At 49.4% G+C, this 24472-nt stretch carries 23 protein-coding genes, 1 other RNA gene and 1 other annotated feature; of the genes, 21 read left to right on the top strand and 3 right to left on the bottom strand.

What is annotated here, in order from left to right:
* Together ssrS and KNO99_RS11110 are read left to right on the top strand one after the other, a co-directional pair.
* A non-coding RNA gene (ssrS, locus tag KNO99_RS11115) (6S RNA) lies at positions 1 to 187 on the top strand.
* A gap of 95 nt (positions 188 to 282) precedes the next feature.
* Positions 283 to 1050 (top strand): tRNA threonylcarbamoyladenosine dehydratase, encoded by a 768-nt coding sequence (locus KNO99_RS11110; RefSeq protein ID WP_214687847.1) that lies wholly within the window; start codon positions 283 to 285, stop codon positions 1048 to 1050.
* A 12-nt stretch (positions 1051 to 1062) separates the two neighbouring features.
* Here KNO99_RS11110 and KNO99_RS11105 read toward each other — a convergent pair whose 3' ends face one another.
* Positions 1063 to 2379, bottom strand: a complete 1317-nt coding sequence (locus tag KNO99_RS11105; RefSeq protein WP_214748491.1) for a replication-associated recombination protein A — start codon at positions 2377 to 2379, stop codon at positions 1063 to 1065.
* 60 nt (positions 2380 to 2439) lie between these two features.
* Here KNO99_RS11105 and cymR point away from each other — a divergent pair, with 60 nt between their 5' ends.
* From cymR to KNO99_RS11085, 4 genes are read left to right on the top strand one after another with little or no spacing between them, the layout of a single operon-like run.
* A complete protein-coding gene (gene cymR / locus KNO99_RS11100) occupies positions 2440 to 2847 on the top strand; it encodes a cysteine metabolism transcriptional regulator CymR (protein ID WP_026826435.1) in 408 nt (135 codons plus the stop codon).
* 18 nt (positions 2848 to 2865) lie between these two features.
* Positions 2866 to 4002, top strand: a complete 1137-nt coding sequence (locus KNO99_RS11095) for a cysteine desulfurase family protein (protein WP_214748488.1) — start codon at positions 2866 to 2868, stop codon at positions 4000 to 4002.
* Positions 4003 to 5124 (top strand): tRNA 2-thiouridine(34) synthase MnmA, encoded by a 1122-nt coding sequence (mnmA, locus tag KNO99_RS11090; protein ID WP_214695422.1) that lies wholly within the window; start codon positions 4003 to 4005, stop codon positions 5122 to 5124. It abuts the gene before it with no gap.
* Entirely contained in the window at positions 5045 to 5794 is a 750-nt protein-coding gene (locus tag KNO99_RS11085) for a tetratricopeptide repeat protein (protein ID WP_251131042.1), read from the top strand. Before mnmA ends, KNO99_RS11085 begins: the two co-directional genes overlap by 80 nt.
* A gap of 57 nt (positions 5795 to 5851) precedes the next feature.
* On the opposite strand, the gene KNO99_RS11080 is transcribed toward KNO99_RS11085, so the two are convergent.
* On the bottom strand, positions 5852 to 6400 hold the full coding sequence (locus tag KNO99_RS11080; RefSeq protein WP_214748479.1) for a VOC family protein: 549 nt from the start codon (positions 6398 to 6400) through the stop codon (positions 5852 to 5854).
* Positions 6401 to 6515: 115 nt separating this feature from the next.
* Here KNO99_RS11080 and KNO99_RS11075 point away from each other — a divergent pair, with 115 nt between their 5' ends.
* The 15 genes from KNO99_RS11075 (at position 6516) to KNO99_RS11005 (ending at position 23066) form a co-directional block, all read left to right on the top strand.
* Positions 6516 to 7202 carry a hypothetical protein gene (locus KNO99_RS11075; protein ID WP_214748476.1) on the top strand — a complete coding sequence of 229 codons (687 nt, stop codon included), beginning with the start codon at positions 6516 to 6518 and terminating at the stop codon, positions 7200 to 7202.
* A gap of 67 nt (positions 7203 to 7269) precedes the next feature.
* Positions 7270 to 9480: an SF1B family DNA helicase RecD2 gene (gene recD2 / locus KNO99_RS11070; RefSeq protein WP_214748473.1), complete on the top strand. Its 2211-nt coding sequence runs from the start codon at positions 7270 to 7272 to the stop codon at positions 9478 to 9480.
* 309 nt (positions 9481 to 9789) lie between these two features.
* On the top strand, positions 9790 to 12432 hold the full coding sequence (alaS, locus tag KNO99_RS11065) for an alanine--tRNA ligase (RefSeq protein WP_214748470.1): 2643 nt from the start codon (positions 9790 to 9792) through the stop codon (positions 12430 to 12432).
* 37 nt (positions 12433 to 12469) lie between these two features.
* Positions 12470 to 12736 (top strand): IreB family regulatory phosphoprotein, encoded by a 267-nt coding sequence (locus tag KNO99_RS11060; RefSeq protein ID WP_015881196.1) that lies wholly within the window; start codon positions 12470 to 12472, stop codon positions 12734 to 12736.
* A 1-nt stretch (position 12737) separates the two neighbouring features.
* The gene (ruvX, locus tag KNO99_RS11055; RefSeq protein WP_015881197.1) at positions 12738 to 13160 is read left to right on the top strand and encodes a Holliday junction resolvase RuvX; all 423 of its coding nucleotides are present in this window, start codon (positions 12738 to 12740) and stop codon (positions 13158 to 13160) included.
* 13 nt (positions 13161 to 13173) lie between these two features.
* Positions 13174 to 13470, top strand: a complete 297-nt coding sequence (locus KNO99_RS11050; protein WP_078146594.1) for a DUF1292 domain-containing protein — start codon at positions 13174 to 13176, stop codon at positions 13468 to 13470.
* Between the two features lie 67 nt (positions 13471 to 13537).
* Entirely contained in the window at positions 13538 to 14680 is a 1143-nt protein-coding gene (gene mltG, locus KNO99_RS11045; protein ID WP_214748467.1) for an endolytic transglycosylase MltG, read from the top strand.
* Between the two features lie 62 nt (positions 14681 to 14742).
* Complete coding sequence (locus KNO99_RS11040) at positions 14743 to 15384, top strand: O-methyltransferase (protein ID WP_214748553.1); 642 nt, start codon at positions 14743 to 14745, stop codon at positions 15382 to 15384.
* 16 nt (positions 15385 to 15400) lie between these two features.
* On the top strand, positions 15401 to 16036 hold the full coding sequence (gene udk, locus KNO99_RS11035) for a uridine kinase (protein WP_074035132.1): 636 nt from the start codon (positions 15401 to 15403) through the stop codon (positions 16034 to 16036).
* Positions 16037 to 16102: 66 nt separating this feature from the next.
* Positions 16103 to 16576, top strand: coding sequence for a transcription elongation factor GreA (gene greA, locus KNO99_RS11030; RefSeq protein WP_074035127.1), 474 nt, complete (start codon positions 16103 to 16105; stop codon positions 16574 to 16576).
* Positions 16577 to 16630: 54 nt separating this feature from the next.
* Positions 16631 to 17332: a 5'-methylthioadenosine/S-adenosylhomocysteine nucleosidase gene (mtnN, locus tag KNO99_RS11025; RefSeq protein ID WP_214748464.1), complete on the top strand. Its 702-nt coding sequence runs from the start codon at positions 16631 to 16633 to the stop codon at positions 17330 to 17332.
* A gap of 85 nt (positions 17333 to 17417) precedes the next feature.
* Positions 17418 to 18377 (top strand): beta-ketoacyl-ACP synthase III, encoded by a 960-nt coding sequence (locus tag KNO99_RS11020; RefSeq protein ID WP_214748461.1) that lies wholly within the window; start codon positions 17418 to 17420, stop codon positions 18375 to 18377.
* Positions 18374 to 19606, top strand: coding sequence for a beta-ketoacyl-ACP synthase II (gene fabF / locus KNO99_RS11015; protein WP_214748457.1), 1233 nt, complete (start codon positions 18374 to 18376; stop codon positions 19604 to 19606). Before KNO99_RS11020 ends, fabF begins: the two co-directional genes overlap by 4 nt.
* A 66-nt stretch (positions 19607 to 19672) precedes the next feature.
* A complete protein-coding gene (locus tag KNO99_RS11010) occupies positions 19673 to 21205 on the top strand; it encodes a peptide ABC transporter substrate-binding protein (protein ID WP_214748454.1) in 1533 nt (510 codons plus the stop codon).
* A gap of 202 nt (positions 21206 to 21407) precedes the next feature.
* A complete protein-coding gene (locus tag KNO99_RS11005) occupies positions 21408 to 23066 on the top strand; it encodes a peptide ABC transporter substrate-binding protein (protein ID WP_214748451.1) in 1659 nt (552 codons plus the stop codon).
* A gap of 106 nt (positions 23067 to 23172) precedes the next feature.
* On the opposite strand, the gene trpS is transcribed toward KNO99_RS11005, so the two are convergent.
* Positions 23173 to 24174, bottom strand: coding sequence for a tryptophan--tRNA ligase (gene trpS / locus KNO99_RS11000; RefSeq protein WP_214748448.1), 1002 nt, complete (start codon positions 24172 to 24174; stop codon positions 23173 to 23175).
* Between the two features lie 50 nt (positions 24175 to 24224).
* Positions 24225 to 24431 (bottom strand) — a binding site (T-box leader).
* Positions 24432 to 24472 lie beyond the last annotated feature (41 nt).

The raw sequence follows: 24472 nt of genomic DNA, 5'->3' as shown, positions 1-24472 counted from the left end.
GGATACCTGAGGTGTACGAGAGCCGCCTTCGTTATTTTGAGCCAACACTTTGAATACGGGAGACCGAACTGCTAACCAGATCAACTGCCTCATCACGTGCAGGAGGACTTGTGAAGGAAACGCTAGGTCACCCACCTGCATACGCAGGTTCAAAAGCAAGGCATCGTCACGGCACTCCGGGCCCCATCGATTTTTTTGTAAATACGTCGCGAGACGTCTTTTTTTTGAATATAATTCCGAGTAAAATAGTATGAGAAAATAGAATTAGTTGGAGGAAGAAATATGTTACACCAGTTTTCACGAAATGAATTGGCCATCGGCTCTGAAGGCCTTGATGCTCTAAAGAATAAAACGGTCGCGATTTTAGGTGTCGGCGGTGTCGGCTCATTTGCGGCAGAGGCACTTGCACGCAGTGGTGTCGGACGTATCGTCCTCGTCGACAAAGATGACATCGATATCACGAACGTCAACCGTCAAATCCATGCATTATTGTCGACGGTCGGTCAACCGAAAGTCGAAGCGATGGGGAAACGTCTCCTCGACATCAACCCGGACTTAGACCTCGTCCAATTGAAAATGTTTTATACAGAAGAGACATACGAAGAGTTCTTCGCTCAAAATATCGATTACGTCATCGACGCCTCGGACACGATCATTTATAAGATCCATTTAATCGTAGAATGTAAGCGTCGCGGCATCCCGGTCATCTCGAGCATGGGGATGGCGAACAAGATGGACCCGACACGTATCAAAGTCGTCGACATTAAAGACACGTCATACGACCCGATTGCGAAGATGGTCCGTACCCGTCTACGTAAAGAAAAAATCTACAAAGGTGTTCCGGTCGTCTTCTCGGATGAGTCTCCGATTGTGACACGTGAAGACGTGAATGAAGTCGTCGGGAAGAAAGACGCTCCGATTCGCAAAGCGAAGATGCCACCGAGTTCGAACGCGTTCGTCCCATCGGTTGCAGGACTCGTGGCTGCCGGTTACGTCATTAACGATTTGCTCGAAAAAGCGGGCGTCGAAATCAACCGCATCCAAAAATAAAACGACGCTGGCTCATTTCGAGTCGCGTCGTTTTTCCCAATAATCGAGCCGCTTTTGAATCTGTTGCTCGAACCCACGTGGCGTCGGTTTATAGTAGGTTGGTCGTTTTCGGGCTAAGTTTTCGGGCCAGTAGTTTTGAGGAACGAACCCATCTTTTTCATCGTGTGGGTATTTGTATCCGACCCCGTTTCCGAGTTCGCGAGCCCCTGGACTATGAGCGTCACGGAGATGTACGGGGACAGGTCCACCCTCGACTGTCCGGACGTGATGGAGTGCCTTGTCGATGGCGGTGATGACCGCATTTGATTTTGGTGCGGTCGCCAAATAGAGGACAGCTTCTGCAATCGGGATGCGAGCTTCCGGGAAACCGATGTATTCGCTCGCTCGAGCCGCCGCATCCACGATGAGTAGTGCGTTCGGGTCGCTCATTCCGATATCTTCGGCGGCATGGACGTAAAGGCGACGCATGATGAAGCGCGGCGATTCGCCAGCCTCGATCATGACGGCTAGCCAGTAAAGCGCCGCATCCGGGTCCGACCCGCGAATCGATTTAATGAACGCCGAGATGACGTCATAATGACGGTCACCCGTCTTATCGTACTTGATCGACTTCTGTTGAATTGACTCTTCGGCGACCTCGAGCGTGATATGAATCTGTCCGTCCACTTCCGGCGTTGTCAAGACGGCGAGCTCGAGTGCGTTCAATAGAACACGGTAGTCACCATCCGCCATTTTGATATAATGGTCAGCAGCAGCTTCATCCATCTTCACCGGGTAATTTCCGAGACCGCGTGTGTCATGTAATGCCCGCTCGAGAACGGCACGTAACTCCTCGGCACCCGGTGGCTCAAGCCGGAACACGGTCGCCCGTGACAAGAGGGCGGCGTTCACTTCAAAGCTTGGATTTTCGGTCGTCGCTCCGATGAGGACGAGCTTTCCGGACTCAAGGGCCGGGAGGAGCGCATCCTGCTGGAGCTTATTAAAACGATGGATCTCATCTAAAAACAGAATCGTGCGCTCGTCCTCGTAGTCAAACCGGGACTCCGCTTCACGAATGACGTTCCGTAATTCATCGAGTTTGGCCGTGACGGCGTTCAATTGGACGAATGTCGCTTTCGTATAATTCGAAATGACACGGGCGAGTGTCGTCTTCCCGGTGCCCGGCGGACCATATAGAATAATTGTACCGAGTCGGTCGGCTTCGATGGCACGGCGAAGTAGCTTGCCCTCACCGATGATATGGCGCTGTCCGATGACGTCATCTAACGTTTCGGGGCGCATGCGATTGGCGAGCGGTCCGCCATTCGATTGATGAAACAAATCAGGCATACGTAACCATTCCTTTCGACAAACGTTTGTTCGATTAGTATAACAGAAGGAGACTTGAAGATGAAAATATCTACAAAAGGCCGTTATGGCTTAACCATCATGATTGCGTTGGCGCGAGAAACTGACAACAAACCGCTCAGCTTAAAGAAGATTGCGGCACGCCATGAGTTGCCGGAGCATTATTTAGAGCAATTGATCGGTCCACTCCGCAATGGGGGACTCGTCAAGAGCGTACGCGGCGCGTACGGTGGCTATCAACTCGTCAAACCGGCGGAAGAAGTGACGGCGGGTGAAATCATTCGCTTACTCGAAGGACCGTTAGCCGTGGTCGAGGATTCTGAAGCAGATGATGCGGTGAAACGGAAACTTTGGGATAAAATCAAAGAAGCCATCGATACCGTCCTTGACGAAACGACACTCGCCGATCTTGCCGAGGAAGAGTCAGACGGCTATATGTTTTATATTTAAGAACGAGGTGACCCTTACATGAACTATTTTGATCACGCTGCGACGACACCGATGCGACCAGAAGTCCTCGAGGCGATGACTCCTTACTTTTTAGAGACATACGGCAACGCGTCGAGCATCCACGGAATCGGGCGTAACGCCCGAGCGGCGCTCGACTCGTCACGTCGCGTCCTCGCGAAATGGATCGGTGCGTCACCAAACGAAATCGTCTTTACGTCGGGTGGGACGGAGTCGGATAACTATGCCTTGTTCGGTGCTGCATATGCCCATCAGGAAAAAGGAAAACACATCATCACGACAAAAGTCGAGCATCATGCCGTTCTTCATGCGATGGAACAACTCGAGCGTGAAGGCTTCGACGTCACGTATCTCGATGTCGATGCGTCGGGAGCCGTCACTGTCGACGCCGTGCGTTCAGCCTTACGGGATGACACGATACTCGTATCGGTCATGTACGGCAATAACGAAGTCGGGACACGCCAACCGATTCAAGAAATCGGGGAGTTGTTACAAGACCATCAGGCTCTCTTCCATACCGATGCAGTACAAGCCCTCGGGACAGAACTGATTGATGTAAAGGCGATTCATGTCGATTTATTGTCGGCGTCCGCACATAAAGTGAATGGACCAAAAGGTATCGGTTTTCTTTTCATGAAAACAGGTGTAAAATTAGCGTCACGTTCTTTTGGTGGACAACAAGAACGTAAACGTCGAGCCGGCACGGAAAATGTTCCGGGTGCCGTCGGATTCCAAAAAGCAGCTGAACTCGTCATGGCAGAGCGTGAGGACCGAGTGGCTCTGTATGAGTCGCTCGATCTGGCACTACGTCAGCGCCTTGACGAATTAGGCGTATCTTATGAGGTGAACGGATCAGATCGTTTACCTCACATCGTGAACTTATACCTTCCTGGAATTGACCTTGAACCCTTCCTCATCATGATGGATATGCGGGGCATGGCGATTTCAAGCGGAAGTGCCTGCACGGCAGGGTCGGTCGAACCGTCCCATGTATTGTCGGCGATGTACGGGGATTCAGAACGGACGCGTCAGTCTGTTCGAATCAGTTTTGGCCACGGCAACTCGGTCGAGGACGCGAAACGGCTCGCGGAGCGACTACAAGAAGTCGTCTCGACATTTATGAACGGAGTGAGATAGATGAATTTACGCACGAAAGCCCCTGAAGAGACGACGGTCGTCGTCGGGATGTCAGGTGGCGTCGATTCATCGGTGACGGCCCACGTATTGAAAGAACAAGGGTATAACGTCATCGGGATTTTTATGAAAAACTGGGATGACACGGACGAAAATGGTGTATGTACGGCGACAGAGGACTATGAAGACGTCATCGCCGTCGCGAACCAAATCGGGATCCCATACTATGCGGTCAACTTTGAAAAAGAATATTGGGACCGTGTCTTTGAGTATTTCTTGGCAGAATATCGTCTCGGTCGTACACCGAACCCGGACGTCATGTGTAACAAAGAAATCAAATTCAAGGCGTTCTTGGACCATGCGCTTCGACTCGGTGCGGACTTTGTCGCAACCGGCCATTATGCACAAGTGGAATACGTCGACGGCGAACACCGCTTGTTGCGCGGGAAAGACGACAACAAAGACCAAACGTATTTCTTGAACCAACTGTCTCAAGACCAGCTCGCGCGAACGATGTTCCCGATTGGTCATATGGACAAGAAAGATGTGCGTGTCATTGCTGAAGAAGCAGGACTCGCGACAGCGAAGAAAAAAGATTCGACGGGAATCTGCTTCATCGGTGAGCGGAACTTTAAAGAGTTCTTGTCGGAATACCTTCCGTCACAACCTGGTGAAATGCGGACGCTCGACGGTGTCGTTAAAGGACGTCATGACGGGTTGATGTATTATACGCTCGGACAGCGTCACGGTCTCGGCATCGGTGGCGATGGGGACCCTTGGTTCGTCGTCGGAAAAGATGTCGAGAACAACGTCTTGTTCGTCGGACAAGGCTTCCATCACGATGCGCTCTATTCAGATGCGCTTCTCGCTTCGAAACTTTCGTGGACAGGGGCTGCTCCTACAGGAGAATTCCGGGCGACGGCGAAGTTCCGCTATCGTCAACAAGACGTGCCGGTCACGGTCGCTCCACTTGAGGGCGGCGAAGTACTCGTCAAGTTCGATGAGCCACAACGTGCCATAACTCCTGGACAAGCGGTCGTCTTCTATGACGGCGACATCTGTCTCGGTGGGGCAACGATTGACGAAGCGTACCGAAACGGAAAACGACTCGACTATATCGGATGAGGTGATTGATATGAATGCAAACGAACAAGGCATCCAAGCGATGCAACAAGGTGAATTCGAACAGGCAGCCAAACATTTTAATGAGGCGATTGAGGCGAACCCGACAGACCCGACTGGTTTCGTCAACATGGGGACGTTACTTCAGGCGATCAACGATTACGATCGTGCCGTCATCTTCTATGACAAAGCGATTGAACTCGATGGCTCGTTCGGTGCCGCACATTATGCGAAAGGTGCCCTTGCCTATGAACTCGAGGAATTGGAGACGGCAGAAGCATCGCTTCGCCAAGCGCTCCTCTCAGGGATGGATGATGCTGATCTTCATTTCATGCTCGGCTTGACGTACAAAGCGATGGGTGACTTCGTTCGTGCGATGCCGCGCCTGCGTGAAGCGAAGAAACAATCGCCGGAAGACGTGGAAATCACGTTCCAATACGGACTTGCACTCGCACAAAGTGAACAGCTCGAAGAAGCGGTCGTCGCGTTAGAAGAGACGCTCGACCTCGATGCGAGCCATACGGATGCCCGTTACAACTTGGCAATCGCGTATGCGTTCTTGGGTGACCAGGAACGGACGTATGCCGAACTTCAACGCGTCTTGGAGATGCAACCGGATCATGAACTCGCACGTGATGCCATCGCGAAGATGGACGCACTGCTCGGGAACTGATTTCTTGGATAGGAAAGTGCCATCGCAATGGAGCGATGGCACTTTTTTTGGTGGCAATTAAAGTTGTTTCGTCGTGATTTTGACGGGTTCCCCGGCGAAGTCGCCGTATGCCTCGTCCATATTTTTCGTATACAGTTCGATGATGTTGTGGCTCGGATCTTTAAAGTACGCCGAGCGTTCTTTCCCATTCTTTGTCTCATCCTCGTCCCATGTCCGTAGTTTTACAGGCACATCGGTCTCATCTAGGATCTCGAGTGCCTTTTCAAACGACTCCATCGGAACGAAGAACGCACAGTGGACATGGACCCCACCTTCATCATAGAGCGTGTCCCACTCGGTCACGTCTTGTTTTCGGTTCGCATCCTCTTCTTCCGTAAAGTTACGTTTCAACCAAAGCCCTAGCCGCGTATTCCCTCCGATGTAGAGCCACGTTGCCCATGGCTCATTCGCTTGTTCTTGCGATTCACTTGGCTCGGCATCGTCTCCGACCCATTGTTCGACGATCGGGAGACCTAATTTTTCATGCCAAAAGGATACGGCTTCTTCCATATCTGTCACTTCTAATACAAGTTCACATAATCCGCTGACTGGAATTCGTTTACCCATGTATGACTCCTCCTTCAATGTGTCATTCGAACAGTTCCCGCTTTCCATCAATCAAAAACGCGACTAGCTGTCTTGAAGTGAGGGAATGACACTTTATAGAAGGAGGTCGAATCGTTTGCGAAAATATAGCATGGTCAGTGTCATTTTATTTTTTATTATTGAGTATGTGTGGTTCACGCAATTATTTGAAACGGTGAACCAACGACTTGCGGATGGGAAGTGGACGAACACGATTTTATATCAAGTGGTCGTCGAACCGCAGGGGCTTTTAACGCTGTTGCTCATTCTATTCGTGGCGCTCCTCATTGTCGGCTGGATTGTTCATTATGTGTACGCAGAACAGAGGTCCTGGCAACTCACGTCTGAACATGTCGGGGTCGGCTGGATCGTTCCATTGATTCTTGCGATTTTAGGTTTGTTGATTCCGAACGTATACGTTCAGGTCGGAATCTTATTCCTACAATTGACGTTCATCCCGCTCATCCCATTCATCGGACAGACCGTCCCATTCTGGAAAGTCGTGACGAATTGGTTGATTCAATTTGGGGTCATCGGTCTTGTCTTATTTGGTGCTCGGGGGATGTTGGAGGATTCGATTCGAATCGAGAAGACAGAACTCTTCACGAGACTCGAGGCGTACGAGGCGTCGGGTGACTTAGACCGGATTCAACGCTTAATTGAAGAGGTGGACCTCGAACAAGTCGAGCGCATCTTGGACCGGGTCGACCTCGAACAACTCATTCGCATTTTGGAAGTCGTCGACCTCGACCGAATCGAGCAAATCTTGAGTCTGTTCGACTAGGTGATTTGTTCAATCGATTCATCTCGGGCTATAATGAATGGTGGAAAAATAGCTGGAGGTGTCGGATATGATGGCAGCACCTTACGAGTTGACTGGAAAAGTCATTCGAGTCCTGTTTCAATCAGAAGAAGAAGCGCACACCATTGCGCTCGTACGAATAAAAGAAAAGAACTTTGAGACGGACGAGACCGAGATGGTCATCGCTGGCGTCGGGGTCGGCATCGAAAAAGGGGAAACGTATAAGGCGCACGGTCGTCTCGTTGAACATCCCCGATTTGGAAAACAGATGAAGGCGGATTGGATTCGTCGCGTCGTTCCGATGACGAAACGAGCAGCCGTCCGCTTTTTGACGAACGGTTCCTTTCCCGGGATCGGACAAAAGACCGCTCAGAAGATCGCGGATACGCTCGGAGATGATTGCATCGACCAAATCGTGAAACATCCGAGTATCCTGTCAGAAGTCGAGGGGTTAAAAGAAAAGCAGGCGCGTGTGATCACGGAACGTCTGAACGTCTTATACGGGGTCGACCAACTGCTCTTGTTTCTCGCCCCGTTTGACGTGACACCGCGTCTCGCCTCAAAGATTCATAAAGAATATGAAGGACGGGCGATGGAGACGATTGAAAAGAATCCGTATGCGCTCATGTACGATGTACAAGGCATTGGATTCAAGACAGCGGATGCCATCGCCGCGCATTTCGGGATTCAAGGCGTTCATCCTGAACGCATCGCGGCAGCGGTACTTTACGTGTTAGAGCTCGAACAAGGGAACGGTCATCTTTATGTGACAGCGGATCAACTCGAAGCAGAGATGCCACGAATCATCGGAGCAGACCCAGGTGACGCGCTCGTCACGGCATTAGAGTCGCTTGCGAAAGAAGAACGTGTCGTCATCGATGACGGCGTCGTCTATCATCCTCGCGTGTTCCGCGCTGAACGGAAGGCGGCAGAGGAATTGGCGCGCATCATGGCGACATCAACGACGGAAGACGTAGACATGACGACAATCTTTGATGCGGTCGGACGTGTCGAGGAAATGTTTTCGATTGAATATGCGACCCAACAGCGAGAAGCGATTGAGCTCGCGCTCAAATCACCGCTCATGGTACTCACCGGTGGGCCGGGTACGGGGAAGACGACGGTTGTCCGTGGGATTATTCACGCACTGAGTGACGTCTTCGACTGGAAGTTAGAGCCCGTACCGAACCAACCGTTCCCGTTCGTCTTGGCCGCACCGACGGGTCGGGCCGCGAAGCGACTCAGTGAATCGACGGGTCTTCCGGCATCAACGATTCACCGTCTGTTAAAGTTTGACGGAAGTTCGTTCCAAGTCGATGAGACGAACCCACTTGCGGGGAAAGTGCTCATCGTCGACGAGGCGTCGATGATTGATATCTTCTTGTTCAGAAGCTTACTCAAAGCGGTACCGAACGGCATGAAGATCTTGTTCGTCGGGGACCGCGATCAGCTCCCGTCAGTCGGACCGGGACAAGTACTCGCCGATTTGATGGCGACGGATGGGATTCCGGTCGTCCGCCTCGACGTCGTCCACCGTCAAGCGTCGGAGTCGAGTATTTTACGGCTCGCCCATTCCTTGAACGCCAAAAAGATGCCAGAAGATTTATTGGCGGCGCTTCCGGACCGTCGTTTCTATACGGCGAACCAAGAGACGGCGCTTCAAGCGATTTGTCAGATGGCAGGAGCGGCCCTCCGGAAAGGGTATTCACCATTTGATATCCAAGTGCTCGCTCCGACGTATCGAGGAGTGTGCGGAATCGATGGGCTGAACGAAGCGCTTCAACACGTGTTCAATCCAAAATCGAGTGCCCGTGAAGTGAAACATGGGACGCGTATTTATCGAAATGGCGATAAAGTGCTACAACTCGTCAACAACGCCGAAGAGAACGTCTATAACGGGGACATCGGTGAGATCACGAACATCTTCTACGCGAAAGAGAACGTTGATAAAGTCGATAAAATTTATATCCGATTCGATCAGACGGAAGTCGAATATAACCGTAGTGAATGGGATCAGTTCACCCACGCCTACGCCATCACGATTCATAAGTCACAAGGGTCCGAGTTCCCAATCGTACTCATGCCGGTCTTCTTTAACGGCGGCTTCCGCTCATCGCGAAACTTGATTTATACGGCCGTGACACGGGCGAAGAAAAGCTTGCTGTTGTTTGGGGACGTACGGGCACTCGAGGCGGCAACGCGAGAAGAAGAACCCGTACGGCGGACAAAATTGGTCGAACGCTTAGGCGGGAAGTCTTGACGTCTTCATAAGCGCGTGTGATAATGACGAATAGACAACTGAAACGATACAGACGATGAAGGAAATGAGTACGTCGTCACCGCCTCTACAGAGACATCTTCCTAGGCTGCGAGAAGATGGGGGTCGGCCGACCGAAGCTATTCTGGAGTCCCCATTCAAACTGGGCGCCTCATCCACGTTACCGGATGTTCGAGGCACGGTATTTACCGTGCGAACGAGGGTGGTACCACGAAGCGATGCTTTCGTCCCTTTCCACAGGGGCAGGCATCGCTTTTTTTCGTTTCGTTCAGAAATAAGGAGGAATTGTTCATGAAACCGCTCAAATCATTGACTGGCGCACAGATTCGCCAAATGTACTTAGATTTCTTCAAATCAAAAGGTCACAGCGTTGAGCCGAGTGCGTCGCTCGTACCGGTCGAAGATCCTACTCTTCTATGGATCAACTCTGGTGTCGCGACATTGAAGAAATACTTTGATGGACGTGTCATCCCAGCGAACCCACGAATCGTCAACGCACAAAAATCGATTCGTACGAACGATATCGAGAACGTCGGGAAGACAGCACGTCACCATACGTTCTTCGAAATGCTCGGGAACTTCTCGGTCGGAGAATACTTCCGTGAAGAAGCGATCACATGGGGCTGGGAACTCTTGACGAGTGACGAATGGTACGGTCTCGACCCAGATCGCCTCTCTGTCACGATTCACCCAGACGATGAAGAATCAAAACAAATCTGGTTGAACCTCGGCATGCCGGCTGATCGCATCATCCCACTTGAAGATAACTTCTGGGAAATCGGCGAAGGCCCATCTGGTCCGAACACCGAAATTTTCTTCGACCGTGGTCCTGCGTTCGGAGACGACCCGACAGATCCTGAACTCTACCCAGGCGGAGAGAACGAGCGTTACCTTGAAATTTGGAACATCGTATTCAGCCAATATAACCATGACGGACACGGCAACTATACAGAGCTTCCACGTAAAAACATTGATACGGGGATGGGACTCGAACGGATGGCGAGCGTCCTTCAAGACGTACCGACAAACTTCGATACTGACCTCTTCATGCCAATCATTCGTGAAACAGAAAAAATCAGTGGCGACGTGTATCGTCAAGATAGCAGCAAAGACGTTGCTTTCAAGGTCATCGCTGACCACATCCGTACCGTATCGTTCGCGATCGGGGACGGTGCACTCCCGTCGAACGAAGGACGTGGATATGTCCTCCGTCGTCTGCTCCGCCGTGCGGTCCGCTATGCGAAGATGCTTGGCATCGAGCGTCCGTTCATGCATGAGCTTGTCGACGTCGTCGGTGACATTATGGTCGACTTCTATCCACAAGTGAACGAGAAGAAAGACTTCATCAAGAAAGTCATCAAGAACGAGGAGGAGCGTTTCCATGAAACGTTGAACGATGGACTTGCAATCTTGAACGAAGTCGCGAAAGCACAAAAAGCAGCAGGGTCAAACGTGATTAGCGGTCAAGACGCGTTCCGTCTTTACGACACGTACGGTTTCCCGCTCGAATTGACAATCGAATACGCTGAAGACCATCAGATGACGGTCGATGAGGACGGCTTCAAAGAAGCGATGAATGAGCAACGTGAACGTGCACGTCAAGCGCGCGCTGACGTCGAATCGATGCAAATCCAGTCTGGCGTACTCGCGGACATCACGATGCCATCGACATTCCTCGGATACAACAATCTTGAGACGAACGCGAAAATCGTCAGCTTGATTCACGACGGGGAACTCGTTGACGTCGTCGCTGCAGGGGAAGAAGCGCAAGTGATCCTCGATCAAACGCCATTCTACGCTGAGAGCGGCGGTCAAATCGGTGACAAAGGTCAAATCGTCGGCGAAGACTTCCTTCTTCGCGTAAAAGATGTGTCGAAAGCACCGAACGGGCAAAACTTGCACACGGTCACAGTCGAGTCAGGCGTCGCGAAAGCGGAAGTGGCAGTGACAGCAACGGTTGACCAAGACTCACGTCAAGCGATCGTGAAGAACCATACGGCGACGCACCTCCTTCACCGTGCCTTGAAAGACACGCTCGGCGAGCATGTCAACCAGGCTGGGTCACTCGTGACACCAGATCGTCTTCGTTTCGACTTCTCTCACTTCGGTCAAGTGACAGCGGAAGAGCTTCAATCGATTGAGCGTCAAGTGAACGAGAAGATTTGGGCATCGATTGGTGTCGACATCGAAGAAATGAATATCGCAGATGCGAAAGCAAAAGGTGCGATGGCACTCTTCGGTGAGAAATATGGTGATGTCGTTCGTGTCGTATCGGCCGGGGACTACTCGGTTGAGCTTTGCGGTGGGATTCACGTATCCAACACGGCTGAAATCGGACTCTTTAAGATCTTGTCTGAGTCAGGGATTGGCGCAGGAACGCGTCGAATCGAAGCGGTCACTGGGGCTGGCGCATACGAAGTGATGAACCAGCAAATCGAGACGCTCGAAGCGGCAGCGAAACTGTTGAAGACGAAACCACTCGAAGTTCCAGCACGTGTTCAAGCGCTCCAAGCTGAAATCAAAGACGTGGAGCGTGCTTCAGAGTCGCTCAAAGCGAAACTTGCGAACATCGAAGCTTCTTCATTGACGGATGCAATCGAAACGATTGGTGACGTCCAATTGATTGCGAAGCGTGTCGATGGACAAGACATGGACGCTCTCCGTAGCATGGTCGATGACTTGAAAGGGAAGCTCGGTTCTGCCGTGATTATCCTCGGGTCAGCGAACGGTGAGAAGGTCAACCTCGTCGCAGGTGTGACGAAAGACTTGAACGACCGTGGCTTCCATGCCGGAAAACTCATTAAAGAAGTCGCAACACGCTGTGGTGGCGGTGGTGGCGGTCGTCCAGACATGGCACAAGCAGGTGGCCGTGATGCAACAAAACTGGACGAAGCATTGAAGTTTGCTTCACATTACGTTCAATCACTGGCATAATAGAGTGTGAAGTGCAAACGGAAAGAGGTGGATTCTTGTGAGCCAAATGGATCGCACGATGCAATTCAATTTTCCAGAAGATGATCAACGTGCTAACACACGTGAGACGCTGATTACGGTATATCAAGCACTCGAGGAAAAAGGTTATCAACCGATCAATCAAATCGTGGGATACTTATTATCAGGTGACCCCGCCTACATCCCACGTCATAATGATGCGCGAAACTTGATTCGCAAAATTGAGCGGGATGAGCTTCTCGAAGAGTTGGTCAAATCGTATTTGAACGATCGTAGAGAGGATTAATATGAAGCGAGTCATGGGACTCGATGTCGGATCGAAGACAATTGGTGTCGCAGTGAGTGACCTGATGGGATGGACGGCGCAAGGTGTGGAGACGGTCTACTGGACCGAACCCGACTTTGACGAAGCCGTCCGTCTCCTTCGTCCGTTTATCGAGCAGTACGATGTGAAAGAAGTTGTCGTCGGTCACCCGAAAAACATGAATGGGACAGTTGGTCCGCGCGGTGAGGCGTCAGAGGCGTTTGCCGAGGCGTTCACCGAACAGACAGGCTTACCTTGCGTGTTGGTGGATGAACGATTAACGACGATGCAAGCGGAACGGATGCTCATTTCAGCAGATGTCAGCCGCAAAAAGAGAAAAGCGGTCATCGACAAAATGGCGGCCGTGATGATTTTACAAAACTACCTGGACCGTTCCGGGAAATAAGGAGGAATCTCTCATGGCAGAAATCCGTCGTGAAGAAGAAATGTACCGTATTCCAGATGAAAATGGAGACGAGCACTTATTTGCAGAAATTTTCCGTATGACAAGCGACCGTTCGAAGAAAACATTCGTTGTACTCGAACCAGTCGGCGCTCCGGAAACAGAAGATGAAGACACAATCGAAGTATACGCATTTGAAATTGAAGAACTTGAAGATGGCGAATTCATCTTGAAGCTCGTCGAAGACGATGAAGACTTCGAAGAGGTCATGGAAGCATTCGATATCGTCAATGACGAAGTCGGTCTAGACTAAATAGGGGACGGGCGGCTAGGGATTTCCCTCGTCGCCTCTCTTTATAAAATGAACAGGGGAGAAATGCATGAATCATCCATCTATGTCAGATGAGAAACGTGCCCGCAACCGGATTGTTCGTCGTATCACGGTTGTCATCCTTGCCATCTTCCTTCTCGTCATCGCCACAGGCTCGGCACTCGCTTACGTCTTTGTGAAGCGCTCCGTCGAACCGATTGATCCGACATCGACGGAAACCGTTGAGCTCGAAGTCCCACTCGGTGCCGGTTCGGGATATATTGGTGAATTACTAGAAGAGAATGGGCTTGTAAGGAGTAGCACGATTTTCCGTTTCTATACACGCTTTAAAAACGAGTCATCGTTCCAAGCGGGGACGTATACGTTGTCACCATCTCAATCAATCGATGAGTTGATTGAAACGTTGCAAACAGGTAAAGTCATTGTGGTTCCTGATATCAAGCTCGTCATTCCGGAAGGGTTCACAATCGACCAGGTCATCGCGCGACTTGCGAAAGAGGCCGACATTCCGAAAGAAGAGATTTCCGAACAATTGAGTGACCGTGAATATATCAGTTCGCTCGTGAACGAGCATGAGATGTTGACGGAGGAAGTATTGCAGGAAGGCATTTATCATCCGCTTGAAGGATACCTGTTCCCAGCAACATATGAATTCAACAAAGGGGTAACACTCACTGAAATCATCGATGAGATGCTACTCCCGACTGAAAGTATGTATCAAGAGTACAAAGGTCGTTTGGCCGATTCAGGACGTACTTTCCATGAGACGCTCGCGCTCGCATCGGTTGTCGAGAAAGAGGCTGTTTCGACGGAAGACCGGAAAGAGATTGCCGGTGTCTTTGAAAATCGTCTAAACGACGGCATGAAGTTACAGTCTGACCCGACTGTCTGGTACGGCACGGGGGAGACGTCGATTTTCACTTCATTCGCAGACTTGGAGAACGATTCCTTATATAACACGTATCGTTATGAAGGGATTCCGATCGGTCCAATCGCGGCTGTCAGTCGCGACGCGTTTGAGGCGGTACTCAACCCGAACGATACAGAGAACATTTACTTCTATGCACGCCCTCCACGTGAAGGGTTCCCGAATGGAGAAGTCTTGTTCGAAGTCAATTATGAGGACCATCAACAAAACGTCAATACGTACCGTTCCGAATGGGAAGCGTTTGAAGAAGCGAACAGTAATTGATGGGACGACCGGAAGCGGATGCTTCCGGTCGTTTGAATGAAGAGAGTTAAGAGGTGGAACGAGTGGACCATGCATCCTATGAGGGATATGTAGAACAATTGATCAACGACCGCTCTCCGCTACTGACGGAGATGGAGGCATTTGCGCGAGAACATCACGTTCCAATCATGGACCTGACGGGCTCTGAAGTGCTTCTCTCTTTGTTGGCGATGCAGCGACCGACCCGCATCCTTGAGGTGGGGACGGCAATTGGCTACAGTGCAATCCGTATGGCAGAGTTGTTACCAGATGCCGAAATCGTCACGATTGAACGAAATGCTCGTCGATTCGAAGAGGCGACTGGTTTTATCGGACGATCTGATGTTCGCGATCGCATCACATTGATTCACGGTGACGCCGTTGAATTGATTGGTTCGATTGAAGGTGAGTTCGATGCCGTGTTTATTGATGCGGCAAAAGGACAATATCAAAAATTTTTTGATGGGTATGGCGCTTTAGTACCAATTGGTGGTACGATTTACAGCGATAATTTGTTTTTACGAGGGGACGTCTTGCTCGAGGACGTGTCAGTACTTGACCGACGTCGACGCCGGCTTGTCCGTCTCGTGAAGCAGTTTACTGAGCAATTGATGGCACGGACCGATTATCATACTGCAATTTTGCCCCTTGGTGATGGCCTAGCAATCAGTCGTAAATTACGATGAGGAGGACTTAACTTTGATGCAACATAAACCCGTCATTATTGGCGTGGCCGGGGGTACCGGATCTGGAAAAACGACCGTGGCCCGTGCGCTCGTCGATGCGTTTAAAGGTCAATCGGTCGTCATGATTGAACAAGACGCGTATTATAAAGATCAATCTGAAATGACGATGGAGGAGCGGTACAAGACAAACTACGACCACCCCTTTGCCTTTGATAACGATTTGCTAATTGAACATATCCAACAATTGCAACAACATCAGGCTGTCGAGAAGCCGGTATATGACTACGCGGCTCATACGCGCTCTGATGAGACGATTTTGATCGAACCGGTCGATGTCGTCATCGTTGAGGGGATTTTAGCACTTGAAGATGCCCGTTTGCGTGAATTGATGGATATTAAGGTGTTCGTGGATACGGATGCTGACGTTCGCATCCTGCGCCGCATGCAGCGGGATATCAATGAACGTGGACGTTCAATCGATTCGGTCGTGGCACAGTACACGAATGTCGTTCGTCCGATGCATTTGCAGTTCTGCGAGCCGACGAAGCGGTATGCGGACATCATCGTTCCTGAAGGCGGAGAAAACTTTGTCGCAATCGATTTACTCGTGACGAAGATCCGTTGGGTGCTCACTGAGCGTAATCGCGCGTGAGGAAATAAATCGTTTTCAATTTACCCTAGCTGTAATATACTAGGAGACAATGAAGGAGTGACAGAAATGGCTGAAAAACAACACTATATGACGTTAGACGGAAAAGCGAAGATCGAGAATGAATTAAACGAACTGAAGACGGTCCGCCGTAAAGAAGTCGTTGAAAATATTAAGATTGCTCGTGATTTCGGTGACTTATCAGAAAACGCGGAATACGACGCGGCGAAAGAAGAACAAGCGATGGTCGAAGGACGAATCGCACAATTAGAAGAAATGCTCCGCAACGCAGTCATCATTCAAGATGATGCAGGCGATAACTCGGTTGTCTCAATCGGGAAAACGGTAACATTCTTCATCCAAGAAGATAACGAAGACGAGACATACACAATCGTCGGTGGTGCCGAGGCAGACCCATTCACAGGGAAAATCTCGAACGAATCACCAATCGCGAAAGCACTTCTTGGCCGTACGATCGGAGATGTGGTCACGGTTCAAACACCAGGTGGCGACATGATCGTCGAAATCAAAGAAATCAAATAAGTTGTTGAGCGACCTCCATCTTGGAAGTCGCTCTCTTTCTGAGGAGGAATCGGAATGAAAGTTGGAATCATCGGTGCGATGGAAGAAGAAGTGAATTTGCTTCGGAACGAACTAACTGAACGTAAAGATACAGAAATCGCAAGCTATCATTTTTATGAAGGGTATCTTGGGAACATGCAAGTCGTCATCTTGAAGTCAGGCATCGGGAAAGTCAATGCCGCGATCGGAACGACACTTTTGATTGATAAGTTCAAACCGGACGTCGTCATCAATACGGGTTCTGCCGGCGGATTTAAAAAAGGGATGAAAGTCGGTGACGTCGTCGTCTCAACGGAAGTACGTCACCACGATGTTGACGTGACAGCATTCGGCTATGAGTACGGACAAGTACCAGGGATGCCACCAGCATATGAAGCTGATCCAAAGCTCGTCAGCGTCTGTAAAGATGTGATTGAAAGCTTACCGGACGTGAACGTGCATCAAGGATTGATTGTAACGGGAGATTCGTTCATCAACGACTCAAAACGTGTAGCGGACATCCTTGGCCATTTCGATGGCGTCGCTGCCGTCGAGATGGAAGCTGCTCCAATCGCGCAAACGTGTTACCAGTTTGGTGTCCCGTTCGTCGTCACACGCTCGATTTCAGACAGCGCGGACGAAGAGGCGAATTTATCGTTTGATGAATTTTTAGAGACGGCATCCATCAACTCTGCAAAGATGGTCATGGCTGTCACGAAACGCCTCGAACAAGCTTAATCGATTGATCATGAGGAGGATGCATTGACATCCTCTTTTTATTCCCTTATATTAGTACCAGATACTAAGAATAGGGGTCGACGATATGAATATTGGAATCATCGGCATCGGATCGTTCTTACCGGACAATCGGGTGACAAATATCGATTTAGAAAAACGAATGGATACGAGCGATGAGTGGATTCGTACGCGTACAGGCATCGAGGCACGACATTTAGCAGAAAGTGACGTATCAGTCTCGGATATGGCGACACGTGCCGCAGAGCGGGCGTTACAGAGCGCTGGGGTCAGCATCGATGAGATTGAGGCGATTGTCTGTGCGACGGCGACTGCGCCAGCCTTCCCGGCAACCGCGTGCGTGGTTCAGGCGAATCTTGGCGCGAAAGCCGCTGTGGCGTTCGACGTCAGTGCGGCGTGTAGCGGGTTTATCTTCGCAATGGATACAGCGAAAAGTCTGATGGATTCGAAAGGCTTCAAGAAAACGCTCGTCATCGGAGCAGAGAAGATGGGAAGTTTGATTGACTGGGATGACCGGTCGACAGCTGTCCTATTCGGAGACGGAGCTGGAGCTGTCGTACTCGGGGAAGACGAGATTGCTTCAATCGACTCCATCATACTTGGAAGTGACGGGACAGGTGGCAAGCACTTGTATGAAAACGATGAAGGAAAGATCGTCATGAACGGTCGCGAAGTGTTTAAGTTCGCCGTGCGGAAAATGCCGGAAATCGTGCTCGAATCGTTAAACAAGGCCGACAAGTCGTTAAACGACCTCGACGTCCTTGTGCCGCACCAAGCGAATCGTCGAATCATCGATGCGGCGATGGAACGTTTAGATTTAGAAGAAGAGAAAGTCGTCATGACCATTCAAGACCATGCGAATACATCAGCGGCATCCATTCCGCTCGCCTTAGCGGAAGCCGTCAAATCTGGTAAAATTCAAGATGGACAAACGGTCGTCATCGCAGGGTTTGGTGCCGGACTCACGTGGGGTGCGAGCTGTCTGACATGGAATCATGCAACAATTACGGAGGGGAATCATTCATGAAACGAGTAGTAGTGACAGGATTAGGAGTCGTATCACCGTTAGGGAACGACGTGTCGACAATGTGGGACCGTCTTTTAAAAGGGGACAACGCAATCGATACGTTGACGAAAATCGACATCAGCCAATATCCGGCAAAAGTCGGAGCGGAAGTGAAAGAGTGGAACATCGAACACTTGGTCGAACCAAAAGAAGCGCGTAAAATGGATTCGTTCATCCAATACTCACTTTTGGCGGCAGATGCTGCCCATAAAGATAGCGGACTCGATGTCAAAGCGATTGCGGATGAAGTCGGAACGTGGATCGGGAGTGGGATCGGCGGCGTCGAAACAATCGACAAACAGTCAGCCATCCTTCATGACCGTGGCCCTCGTCGTGTGAGCCCGTTCTTCATTCCAATGATGATTCCGAACATGGCGAGCGGACAAGTGTCGATTTACCTCGGGGCTAAAGGACCAAGTAACTGTTCGGTGACAGCATGTGCATCAGGGACGAACTCAATCGGAGAAGCGTTCCGCGTCATTCAACGAGGAGATGCGATTGCCATGTTCGCCGGTGGAGCGGAAGCGCCAATCACACCACTCTCGTTCGCAGGCTTTTGTTCGAACAAAGCACTTTCTACGAATCCGGACCCGAATACAGCGTGCCGTCCATTCGACGAGAACCGCGATGGGTTTGTCATGGGTGAAGGCGCTGGCGTACTCGTATTAGAAGAGTACGAACATGCGAAGGCACGTGGAGCGAAAATGTATGCAGAAGTGGTCGGATACGGAATGAGTTCAGACGCCTATCACATCACTGCACCGTCACCAGAAGCAGAAGGTGGGTCAAAAGCGATGAGTGAGGCGATTCGCGATGCAGGAATCAAGCCGGAAGACGTGCAATACATCAACGCACACGGTACGAGCACGCCGCTCAACGATATGCTCGAGACAAAAGCGATTCGTCGTGTGTTTGGGGAACACGCCGACAAACTCGTAGTCAACTCGTCGAAATCGATGATTGGTCATCTTCTCGGAGGAGCAGGGGGCGTCGAGGCAGTTATCACAGCCCTTTCGATTCATGAAGGGAAGATTCATCCGACAATTAACTGTGAATCACCTGCAGCCGATTGCGACCTTGATTATGTACGTGAAGGAAATCGGGAACTTGACATTCAGTATGCACTCAGTAACTCACTTGGCTTCGGGGGCCACAATGCGACACTCGCATTTGCGAAAGTGACGAACTGACGGTAGAAAAATCATTCAAAAAAGGTTAGGGTATAAGGGTTGGTCTAACAGAAAGGAGTGCAACGAATGAACAAGAAATCATTCATCGTGGCCGCCTTGTTAGGTTCAGTCCTTATCCTTTTTTTATTCATTTGGAACGAACAACGAGAGCAGTCACGTGAACTACTACCACCAGAAGAACAAACACTTACGATTCATGGAGAATCTCTTCCGACTCAACCGGACGTCATGCTCGCGATTGACCCGGCATCCCAAACCGTATTGTCACATCTATATGAGGGACTCTACCGATTCGGTGCAGATGGGGCGATTGAACCGGGACTCGTCGAGAAGTTAGAACGATCTGAAGACGGAACGGTCTATACGTTCACATTGAAAGAAAGTGTGACGACAGAAGGGAATGCAGTTACCGCGCAGACGTTCGTCGACCATTTTCGTAAACTCGTCGATGACGAGACGAACTCACCATTTAGTTTTTTACTCGCGGATGTCCAATCTGCGAAAGAAATCGGGCTAGGACAACAAGAACCGGATACGTTAGGTGTTCAAGCAAACGATGAGCGAACGCTCGAGATCACACTCATCCGTCCGATGGAAGGATTCGAAAGAATTTTTGCAATGCCAGCGTTTTTACCGCAGCCATCCGTGACAACATGGGATGAGTTAGAAACGAACGGTCCGTTTGAATTGAATCAGATAGAAGATACAAGCATCTCGTTACATAAAAACGAAACGTATCGTGAGGCTGACAACGTTATGCTTGAAACGATTACCATTCGAAGTGACTCAAATCTGACTGAAACGTCTGGGATGCATCCAATTCCATATGACTTTGACACTTCTACCATTGATAAGGAAGTCATGAACATTGAGGACGTTCCGAGAAGTGGCGTGTTTTATTTAAAACCGAACGTTGAAAAAGCGCCATTCGACGATATTGCGTTTCGACAAGCCCTCGCACTGACACTTGAGCGAACGACACTCGAAGAATCGCTTGCACGAGCGGAGCGAACGACCGAACGCTTGCTCGTCATGGATGAAGAAGCTTCGGTTGCCGAGTTGGAAGGCGATGCCAACCAATTATTTGAAACCGTGAAAAAACGGTTAAAAACAGAAACAATCGAGATTGAATTGCTTAGCTTTGTCGATGAAGAAGCACGTGAAATTTCGACAAGATTAAAAGAGAATTTGGAACAATTGGACGGGTTGACCGTCAAGATCGTAGAGCTTCCACTTGGAGATAAAGTTAGGAAAGAAGTCTCAGGAAATTATTCCTTTTCGTTGTCAGGATGGCAACCGGACTATCCGATGCTATCTGCCTATTTGACGCAATTCGAGTCTGACGATGTGCTCAATTCAAGTCGATATGCAAATGAGTCATACGATCAATTGATGGATCAGGCCCGCTCCACCGAGAGTTTGGACGAACGTAATATCATTTTACGAAACGCGGAAGCGAAGCTGTTAGAAGAGGCAGTTGTTATGCCAATCTATCAAGCAGGGCGTTCTTATTTGGTTGAAAAAGGATACGATCAAATCGGTTATCCGGTCATCGGTCCTTCATATGTCCTAAGCTTTTCGAAAAAATACGAAAATTGAGCTAAAGGCCCGCCGCTCTAGGCGGGCTTTTTGACTATAGAGAAAATTTTTTAGAAAAATCAAAATAAACACTTTGCAAAATTATCAGAATATTGTATTATTGCATCAACGGGATTTTGGTAACAAATACTGTCAGAAGAAATGACTGAATTTTCTACCATCATTCACTTCGTTAAAACGAAAAAATCAGGGGGTCATCGCAATGAATAAGAAAAAAGGTTTTGCTTTAGCATCTTCGGTTACACTTCTTTCAAGTGCTTTCCTAGCTGCATGTTCGACAGGGGATGAAGACACAGGGTCTTCAAACGGATCAGGTTCAGAAGGTTCTGCAGATGAAGCGCAAGTCCTCAACTTGCTCGACGGTTCAGACATTCCTTCACTTAACCCAACACTCGCAACGGATGCTGTATCGTTCAACGTTTTAAACAACGTTAACGAAGGTCTCTACCGCATGGACGAGAACGATGAGCCAACTCCAGGTATGGCTGAATCTCATGAAGTTTCAGAAGACGGAATGACTTACACGTTCAAAATCCGTGAAGGCGCGACTTGGTCAAACGGCGAGCCTGTAACAGCGAACGACTTCGAATACGCTTGGAAAGAAGTACTCAACCCAGATAACGCTTCACAATATGCATACGTTATGTCACCAATTGAAGGTGCTGACGAGTATAACACTGGCGAAGGCGAACGCGATGCAGTAGGCGTTAAAGCACTCGACGATCAAACACTTGAAGTTAAATTGAAAGCTCCAGCTGACTACTTCCTCGGGTTGACAAGCTTCGGCGTGTTCATGCCAAAACTTGAGTCATTCGATACAGAGCAAGGCGAGAACTTCGGTACATCTGCAGAGACAACTCTCTACAACGGACCGTTCAAACTCGACAGCTGGGAGCGCGAGCAAGGCTGGAAAATGGTCAAGAACGAAGACTATTGGGATGCTGACACAGTTAAACTTGAAGAGATCAACGTTAAAGTCGTTAAAGAAGTTTCAACAGGTGTTAACTTGTATGAAAACGGTGACGTTGACCGCACAGGCTTGACTTCTGAGCTCGTTGCTCAATATCAAGATAACGAAGACTTCTCAACTGTTGTTGAGCCAACACTCTTCTACCTCCAGTTCAACACTGCTGTGGAAGCGCTTGACAACCAAAAAATCCGTAACGCGATTGATCGCGCATACGATAAAGCTGCAATCTCTGAAACACTTCTTGCGAACGGTTCAATCCCTGCAAACTACTTCGTACCAAAAGATTTCGTAACAGGTCCAGACGGGAAAGACTTCCGTGAAGGAAATGGCGACATCGGCGGATACAACGTGGAAGAAGCTCAAAAGCTTTGGGAAGAAGGTCTTTCTGAGCTTGGAACGGATACAGTTGAGCTTGAACTCCTCAACTATGACTCAGAGTCTGCGAAGCAAATCGGTGAGTTCATCAAAGGTGAACTTGAGAAAAACCTTCCAGGTATGAGCGTTTCAATCAAGCAACAACCGTTCAACAACAAACTTGACCTTGAGAACAAAGGAGAGTTTGAGTTCACATTCGCTGGTTGGGGTCCTGACTACCAAGATCCAATGACATTCATTGACCTCTTCGTCACAGACGGACCATACAACCGTGGTAAGTGGTCGAACGAAGAGTTCGATAAACTCATCGCTGATGCGAAAGCAAGCACAGATCCAGCTGAGCGTTGGAAGCAAATGCAAGATGCTGAGAAGATCGTTCTTGAAGAGAGCGTAATCTCACCAGTTTACCAACGTGGATCTGCTCGTCTCACGAAGCCATATGTTAAAGGTATCGTTGAGCACGCATTCGGTGCGGACTACTCTTACAAGTGGGCTTCAATCGAAGGTAAAGAATAATTTTAATTCACGCTTACAAGAGAGACAGGGACGCCTGTCTCTCTTTTTTATGCAATTATTTATACAAAAAAAGAACTCTCGCATGGAGAGCTCTGTTGATATAAGCTTATTTTTTAATTTTGGCACGTTTACGACTGAGACCCATCGCTTTTTCAATTTTCGCGAGATTTTTATTCGCGACGGATTCAGCCTTGGCTCGACCCGCATCGAGAATCTCATCGAGTTCTGGAGAATCGATTAATTCATGGTAACGGGCTTGAATCGGTTCGAGCAAGGCGACGACCGCTTCTGCCACATCTTGTTTAAATGTACCGTAATTTGAATTCTCGTATTGCTTAACGAGGTCATCGATTGATGTACCTGTCGATAGCGAGTAAATTTCTAACAAGTTCGAAATCCCTGGTTTGTTCTCACGGTCAAACGAGATGACGCCACTTGAATCAGTCACGGCACTCTTAATCTTTTTACGGATGACATTCGGCTCGTCGAGCATTGAAATGTATCCTTTGGCGTTTGTGTCGGATTTTGACATTTTCTTCACGGGATTCGTGAGAGACATGATGCGTGCGCCTTCTTTTTGAATGAGTGGTTCAGGCATCGTGAACGTCTCATAGTAACGTTTATTAAAGCGCTCCGCCAAATCACGAGTCAATTCGATATGTTGCTTTTGGTCATCCCCGACAGGAACGAGTTCCGTATTGTATAACAAAATGTCAGATGCCATAAGTGTTGGATAAACGAACAATCCGGCTCCAACATTTTCATTTCCTTGCGATTTATCTTTATACTGTGTCATACGACCGAGTTCTCCCATACCAGCGATACATGTTAACATCCATCCGAGTTGGGCGTGCGCTTTCACTTCAGATTGAACGAAGATTGTCGCCTTCTCAGGGTCGAGGCCTGAAGCGAGATAGAGAGCCGCTAGCTTTCGTGTATTGTTCATTAACTCGACACGGTCGAGTTGTACGGTGATGGAATGCAAATCAACGATACAATAATATGCATTGTTGTCATCCTGAAGATCGACGAATTGTTTCATCGCGCCTAAGTAGTTTCCGAGCGTCACGACGCCGGTCGGTTTGATTCCTGAAAAAATCGTTGCCATGTGTATACACCTCCGAAGAATATAAAAAACCGCAGTCGTCCGCCCGAATAAATCGGGACGAATAACCGCGGTGCCACCCAAATTTGCATAAACTATGCCACTTGAACGCTGTAACGGGCGTGAATCGTCTCGCCATACTTACATTCAGGCGAGCCACTCCGAAGTCCATTCATTCAAGTCTTTTCATCTACTCGCAGCACCGTAGACTCTCTGAGGAAAAGGTGATTTGAATTACTTGTCTTCATCCAAGTGTTCTTATTCTGCATTTAGTGTAGCATAGGATCATGCTCTCGAAAAG

The organism is Exiguobacterium sp. s189, assembly GCF_018617615.1.
Classification (GTDB): Bacteria; Bacillota; Bacilli; order Exiguobacteriales; family Exiguobacteriaceae; genus Exiguobacterium; species Exiguobacterium aestuarii_A.
Note: the sequence above shows the minus strand (reverse complement) of the source record. Positions and strands in the feature narration are given on the sequence as shown.